This is a genomic window from Mammaliicoccus sp. B-M6 (genome assembly GCF_022386965.1).
Classification (GTDB): domain Bacteria; phylum Bacillota; class Bacilli; order Staphylococcales; family Staphylococcaceae; genus Mammaliicoccus; species Mammaliicoccus sciuri_A.
On sequence record NZ_JAJNHJ010000069.1, the window covers coordinates 1 to 1,923 of the forward strand.

Here is a 1,923-nt window from a genome sequence, read left to right on the forward strand (position 1 = left end):
TGCCGGGGTGGCGGAACTGGCAGACGCACAGGACTTAAAATCCTGCGGTAAGTGATTACCGTACCGGTTCGATTCCGGTCCTCGGCACCATATTAATATGCGCCCGTAGCTCAATTGGATAGAGCGTTTGACTACGGATCAAGAGGTTAGGGGTTCGACTCCTCTCGGGCGCGTAATGACCATTTTGGTTACGGGAAGTAGCTCAGCTTGGTAGAGCACTTGGTTTGGGACCAAGGGGTCGCAGGTTCGAATCCTGTCTTCCCGACTCTTTAAAAATTTACATATTAAATGGGGGCTTAGCTCAGCTGGGAGAGCGCCTGCTTTGCACGCAGGAGGTCAGCGGTTCGATCCCGCTAGTCTCCACCATTTAAAAATAATACCATTATGGCGGCGTAGCTCAGCTGGCTAGAGCGTACGGTTCATACCCGTGAGGTCGGGGGTTCGATCCCCTCCGCCGCCATTAAAATTTTCAATATGATACATATTTTAAATTTTGGACCTTTAGCTCAGTTGGTCAGAGCAAACGGCTCATAACCGTTGGGTCGCAGGTTCGAGTCCTGCAAGGTCCATACTTATATATTGGAGGAATACCCAAGTCCGGCTGAAGGGATCGGTCTTGAAAACCGACAGGGGCTTAACGGCTCGCGGGGGTTCGAATCCCTCTTCCTCCGCCATTATATTTGTAACTTAATATTATTATCGCGGGATGGAGCAGTTCGGTAGCTCGTCGGGCTCATAACCCGAAGGTCGGTGGTTCAAATCCGCCTCCCGCAATAGCTTTAATGATGGTCCCGTGGTGTAGCGGTTAACATGCCTGCCTGTCACGCAGGAGATCGCGGGTTCGATTCCCGTCGGGACCGCCATTTTTTAAAAATCAATGTATGGCTCAGTAGCTCAGTCGGTAGAGCAAAGGACTGAAAATCCTTGTGTCGGCGGTTCGATTCCGTCCTGAGCCATCTTTTAACTTTTTGCCGGCCTAGCTCAACTGGTAGAGCAACTGACTTGTAATCAGTAGGTTGGGGGTTCAAGTCCTCTGGCCGGCACCATCTAACGGAGGGGTAGCGAAGTGGCTAAACGCGGCGGACTGTAAATCCGCTCCTTCGGGTTCGGCAGTTCGAATCTGCCCCCCTCCACCATTATTATTTTAATTTAATAGGGGCATAGTTCAACGGTAGAATAGAGGTCTCCAAAACCTTTGGTGTGGGTTCGATTCCTACTGCCCCTGCCATGGCGGCTGTGGCGAAGTGGTTAACGCATCGGATTGTGGTTCCGACACTCGTGGGTTCGATTCCCATCAGCCGCCCTTATTTTATATTAATGGGCTATAGCCAAGCGGTAAGGCAACGGACTTTGACTCCGTCACTCGCTGGTTCGAATCCAGCTAGCCCAGTAGTCTGGCGGCATAGCCAAGTGGTAAGGCCGAGGTCTGCAAAACCTCTATTCACCGGTTCAAATCCGGTTGCCGCCTCCATTAATAACTTTGCGGGAGTATTTCAACTTTTAGAATACATTCCTTCCCGGAATGAGATATAGGTGCAAGTCCTATCTTCCGCTCCATTATTATTAATACTGTTATTTATTAAAATGCGGGAGTATTTCAACTCTTAGAATACATTCCTTCCCGGAATGAGATATAGGTGTAAGTCCTATCTTCCGCTCCATTTATTTCTTCCATTGGGAAGATTTTTTTGTAGGATTTTTATTAAGCCGGTGTGGTGGAATTGGCAGACACGCGGGACTCAAAATCCCGTGTCCGTCGAGGACGTGTCGGTTCGAACCCGACCACCGGTATATATAATTAATGAAAAAAGTCTTAAGCTAATCGCTTAAGACTCAGACTGTGGACAAACTGAACTTAAATTTATAAGTTCAGTTTGTTTTTTTATATGGATTAATATTTTCCACTAAAATCATGATTAAACT

General features: G+C 48.0%; 18 tRNA genes. All 18 read left to right on the plus strand.

Going from position 1 to position 1,923, the window contains the following annotated elements:
- The first annotated feature begins 1 nt into the window (after position 1).
- Positions 2–90: transfer RNA gene (locus LQ693_RS13305), tRNA-Leu, on the plus strand.
- Between the two features lie 9 nt (positions 91–99).
- Positions 100–173, plus strand: a tRNA-Arg gene (locus tag LQ693_RS13310).
- A gap of 18 nt (positions 174–191) precedes the next feature.
- Positions 192–265, plus strand: a tRNA-Pro gene (locus tag LQ693_RS13315).
- 25 nt (positions 266–290) lie between these two features.
- Positions 291–366, plus strand: a tRNA-Ala gene (locus LQ693_RS13320).
- Positions 367–386: 20 nt separating this feature from the next.
- A tRNA-Met gene (locus LQ693_RS13325) sits at positions 387–460 on the plus strand.
- Positions 461–495: 35 nt separating this feature from the next.
- Positions 496–569: transfer RNA gene (locus LQ693_RS13330), tRNA-Ile, on the plus strand.
- A gap of 12 nt (positions 570–581) precedes the next feature.
- Positions 582–674 (plus strand) — tRNA-Ser (locus LQ693_RS13335).
- 26 nt (positions 675–700) lie between these two features.
- Positions 701–774, plus strand: a tRNA-Met gene (locus LQ693_RS13340).
- A 13-nt stretch (positions 775–787) separates the two neighbouring features.
- A tRNA-Asp gene (locus LQ693_RS13345) sits at positions 788–863 on the plus strand.
- 20 nt (positions 864–883) lie between these two features.
- Positions 884–956, plus strand: a tRNA-Phe gene (locus LQ693_RS13350).
- 14 nt (positions 957–970) lie between these two features.
- Positions 971–1,046: transfer RNA gene (locus LQ693_RS13355), tRNA-Thr, on the plus strand.
- A gap of 6 nt (positions 1,047–1,052) precedes the next feature.
- Positions 1,053–1,136 (plus strand) — tRNA-Tyr (locus tag LQ693_RS13360).
- A gap of 18 nt (positions 1,137–1,154) precedes the next feature.
- A tRNA-Trp gene (locus LQ693_RS13365) sits at positions 1,155–1,228 on the plus strand.
- Between the two features lie 2 nt (positions 1,229–1,230).
- Positions 1,231–1,303 (plus strand) — tRNA-His (locus LQ693_RS13370).
- Positions 1,304–1,318: 15 nt separating this feature from the next.
- Positions 1,319–1,390: transfer RNA gene (locus tag LQ693_RS13375), tRNA-Gln, on the plus strand.
- 6 nt (positions 1,391–1,396) lie between these two features.
- Positions 1,397–1,471, plus strand: a tRNA-Cys gene (locus LQ693_RS13380).
- An 11-nt stretch (positions 1,472–1,482) separates the two neighbouring features.
- Positions 1,483–1,557 (plus strand) — tRNA-Gly (locus LQ693_RS13385).
- A gap of 149 nt (positions 1,558–1,706) precedes the next feature.
- A tRNA-Leu gene (locus tag LQ693_RS13390) sits at positions 1,707–1,791 on the plus strand.
- Positions 1,792–1,923: the final 132 nt, after the last annotated feature.